Below are 4342 nucleotides of genomic sequence, written 5' to 3'. Positions count from 1 at the left end.
TTCCAGTTTTGGTAAATATAAAAAACTCTACGCCAAGGGTGATTTGATATTTACCAAAACTGGAATCAGAGGGCCTGTTGTTTTGGATTTTTCTCGTGAGATTACTCCACTACTCTCCAAGTTTGATGAGGTTCCTCTACTTATGAACCTCACAAAAGGGATGAATGAGGAGCAGATACGAACTCTTTTAAAAAATCTCTTAGCTAAAAATCCAAATCATACAACACTCTCTTTGGTTAAAACGCTTCTGCCTGAATCTATAGCAGTGGAACTCTGCAGACTCTCGAATGCCTCCCCTACTCTAACACTAGCAAAACTATCAGGTGTTGCTAGAGACAGACTTATCAAACTTCTAGCATGGACACCACTAACAATTACAGGTCACGATGGATTCAAAATGGCTATGATAACTCGTGGAGGTGTATCACTAAAAGAGATAGACCCAAAGACGATGCAGAGCAGAAAGATAAAAGGTCTCTACTTCTGTGGAGAAGTTATGAATCTTGATGGACCTTGTGGAGGCTATAATCTCCAGTGGGCTTTTTCTAGTGGTTATTTGGCAGGTTCACAAAAGGCTTAGGAACCGACGGCTTTAGTCCAATACCAATGAATTAAGCTTTTTTTGAACCAAATAGTTCGGGTGTAAACACGCCGATTCCGAAAATGCACATTGCATATAAGGAACCGATGGCTTTAGTCTCGCCCACTATTTTACGCGACTAAAGTCTGCGTTTCCTATTAAAATAAAAACTAAAAGAGGTAAACAAATGAATAATCCCTACGGCATCAACATCTGGTCAGACAACAATTTTGTCATAAAAGATAGCACCATAAACATCAACCATCAAAACCAACCATCACTACTAGAGATAACCCAAGATATACGAAACAGAGGCTACAGAGGACCACTACTTCTAAGATTCCCACACCTCATCAAAAAGCAAATCTCTACACTATACTCCGAATTCAACAGAGCAATAGAGGAGTTCAACTACCAAGGCAATTTTCAAGCTGTCTTTCCACTAAAGGTCAACCAGTTCCCCAACTTCATCAACGCACTAATGGAAGTCTCCAAAGAGTACAACTACGGACTAGAGGCAGGAAGTAAAGCAGAGCTAATTATTGCCATGAGCCACACCCCCATAGGCTCACCCATCACGGTCAATGGATTCAAAGATAGAGAGATGATTTCCCTCTGTTTTATAGCATCCAATATGGGTCATAATATCACCATTACTATCGAAGGAATAGGTGAACTAGAGACTATTATAGAGGTCAACAGAGAGTTCAACAGTCCAACAGTGCCAAAGATAGGCATCAGAGTTCGTCTACACAGTTCAGGAGTTGGTATATGGGCAAAAAGTGGTGGATATAGCTCAAAATTTGGTCTCACCGCTACTGAACTACTCGAAGCTTATGAGCTACTCAAAAAGCATAAACTACTAGAGCATTTTTGGATGATTCATTTTCATATCGGCTCACAGATGGGTGACATTGCACCACTCAAAAAAGCACTACGAGAGGCAGGAAATATCTATGCTGACCTAAAAAACAGAGGAGCAGAAGCACTAAATGCCCTAAATATAGGTGGTGGACTAGCCGTTGAGTATAGCCAACATCAACATGCAACAGAGATGAACTACTCACTAAAAGAGTTCTCCAATGATGTAATCTTCCTGATGAAAGAGATTTCCAAAAGCAAAGGGATAGAAGAGCCTGACATATTTACAGAGTCTGGCAGATTTATAGCCTCCTCTCATGCAGTGTTAATCGCCCCTGTATTGGAACTTTTTTCACAAGAGTATCATGAAAAATCACTACGATTAAAAGAGAAAAATCCACCATTAATCCAAGAACTCTACGACCTATGGAAAGCACTAAATAGAACAAATGCCAGAGAGTACCTACACGATAGCCTAGACCATATGGAGAGTCTATTGACCCTGTTTGACTTGGGATATATCGACCTAGAAGACCGTTCAAACACAGAGATACTGGTTAATTTAATCGTCAAAAAATCTATAGTTCTACTAAATGACGGCACAGATGAGCTAAAAAAACTACAAGATAGAATCCAAGAGAGATACCTTGTAAACTTCTCTGCATTTCAATCTTTACCAGACTTTTGGGGTTTAAAACAGCACTTTCCTGTTCTGCCAATAGACAAACTAGATATAAAACCAACCAACCCTGCTACGATTTGGGATATTACCTGCGATAGTGACGGAGAGATTGAGTTCAAGCGAGACCTGCCACTCTATCTGCACGATATTGATGTGACCAAAGAGGAGTACTTCTTGGCATTTTTTCTCACAGGTGCATACCAAGAGGTATTGGGGATGAAGCATAATCTTTTTACTCATCCTACCGAGGCTACTATAATATTTGATGAAAATGGAGACTACACTATCTCTAATATAATTGAGTCTCAAAATATTATGGATGTTTTGGATGATATAGATTATGATACCAACTGGATAGACAGACAGTTAAAGAGACAACTTGATGAGTCGACGGTTATTAATCAGATGCAAAGAGATGAGCTGTTGGGTAAGCTCTATCTCTATTTGAGTGAGAATAGTTATCTGAAGACTGTACAGGTGAATAACAGTATCACTCCTCCTGCCCCCCACGCAAAATATCCAACACATTAGTAGCATAAGACCCCTTTGGCAGATAGAAGCTCAACTCATATTGAGCCTTCTCCTGTACATAGGTGCTTTTGATATTTTCAACAGCTATCCAAGCATATCTCCTAGCCCCATTTTCACCTATCTCCTCATCATAGTTCTGCTCTATCTCTCTAGCTATACCAGTAGCCCTACTCACTCTTTTACCTGCCAAAAGACCTGTAGGTGCTATATCTTTCTCTACAAATCGTTTAGACTCCTCTGCCAAAGATTCCAACTCAAAAACTCGCCCAAAGGGGTAGTGCATCATCAAGTCACCATCCAAAAGTTTAAAGAAATGTTTCTGCTCTTTTGTCCCTTTTAGACTTCCCTCTGCTAGGTCAAATATCTTCTCTGCATCCTCTTCTGAAAACTCATGAAGCAGGAGTGACAGCTCAATCCGTTTGGAGAGCCAATAGTTAAAGAGATAAGATTGATAAGCATTTAGTAGGAAAGTTCTTGTCTTTCTATTTCGCATCTTTAGCTTCCCCTCAACCAAAGCTTTGCCCTCTTCCCAGTTATTTCCATCATTTCCAAAGCGTTGATTTCCAAAATAGTTTGGTACGCCATTAATTTTTATCCACTTCAATACAGAGTCAAGCTTATCTTTTTGGACTCCAAGCACTTTTTTGAAACGAATTTTGAAATGGTTCCCCTTTAGATGCCCTACTCTTATCTTATTGTTGTGTCTCTGCGTACTCAAGATTTTAATCTTCTCATGATTAAAATCTTTTAATCTCTCTTCATTATCTTTTGCAAGTAGAGAGATATACTGCATGGTCATTGCATTCTTATCTTTGAGACCTGCATAGCCAATATCTCTCTGTTTGATGTCAAGATAACGGGCGATTGCCCCTATCATCTCCCATGTGGTCATATCTTTTTTGCGAATATGCAAGACTAGATGTTCACCCTCTCCTGTAAAATCATAAAGTGGAATCTCGTCAACTATAAAGTCTCTTGGGCTTGGGTTAAATACAAATTTATTTTTTATATTTAGGGGATACAGTAGATTCATCTCTTCTCTTTTCTGTTAAAAATTGTCGTATTATAGCGTGTTTAAAAATGATGTCCAACACACTCAAACCGTTTACCGTTATTAACCACTTTGGCAAAAATAGTTAGAGCTATATCAAGCTCATCTGCAATCTCTAAAATTTTATCTAAGTTATCAGACTCAAATCCAACCAACATCTCATACTCTTCACCACTAGAACCAATCTCATCACTTATCTCTATAATTGGCTCAAACCCTATATCATTAAATTTCTTGGAATCGGAGACTTTAGTCCCGAACAAGGCGAGGCTAAAGCCATCGTTTCCTAGTTTTACAAAATCTCTGTTATAGTCCAAAAGCTTATTGGTATCACAAAATAGCCCATCTGATATATCCATTCCCACAGATAAATATGCCCGTGCTTTTTCTATAAATTTTTGGCGTAAAACAGGTTCTATAAACCTAGAATTATCAGATATTTTCTCACCATTAAACAGCCTATTCAAATCCCTTTTGCTCTCCCCCAAATGACCAGTATACGCCAATAATTGCCCCTCCTTTAGACCTTTTCTAGTCAAAGGGTTTTTACTTTCAGAAATAATAGTAATAGAGAAATCAAGCCTCTCTCCTGCAATCGTATCACCACCAATAATCTCACATCCAAACTGATTAGCAG

At 38.9% G+C, this 4342-nt stretch carries 3 protein-coding genes and 1 pseudogene; 2 read left to right on the top strand and 2 right to left on the bottom strand.

Going from position 1 to position 4342, the window contains the following annotated elements; all coding sequences use genetic code 11:
• On the top strand, positions 1 to 580 hold a 580-nt coding region (locus GSY74_RS05680; protein WP_164664134.1), incomplete at its 5' end, for an aminoacetone oxidase family FAD-binding enzyme.
• Positions 581 to 743: 163 nt separating this feature from the next.
• Positions 744 to 2654 (top strand): biosynthetic arginine decarboxylase, encoded by a 1911-nt coding sequence (gene speA, locus GSY74_RS05675; RefSeq protein ID WP_370518774.1) that lies wholly within the window; start codon positions 744 to 746, stop codon positions 2652 to 2654.
• Here speA and truD read toward each other — a convergent pair.
• Both truD and GSY74_RS05665 read right to left on the bottom strand, forming a co-directional pair.
• A complete protein-coding gene (gene truD / locus GSY74_RS05670) occupies positions 2614 to 3687 on the bottom strand; it encodes a tRNA pseudouridine(13) synthase TruD (protein ID WP_164664132.1) in 1074 nt (357 codons plus the stop codon). The two genes, speA and truD, sit on opposite strands and share 41 nt — an antisense overlap.
• A gap of 41 nt (positions 3688 to 3728) precedes the next feature.
• A pseudogene (locus GSY74_RS05665) lies at positions 3729 to 4342 on the bottom strand (hypothetical protein); the annotation flags it as partial.

The sequence above is a fragment of the Sulfurovum sp. bin170 genome (genome assembly GCF_010892395.1).
Taxonomy (GTDB): domain Bacteria; phylum Campylobacterota; class Campylobacteria; order Campylobacterales; family Sulfurovaceae; genus UBA1140.
Note: the sequence above shows the minus strand (reverse complement) of the source record. Positions and strands in the feature narration are given on the sequence as shown.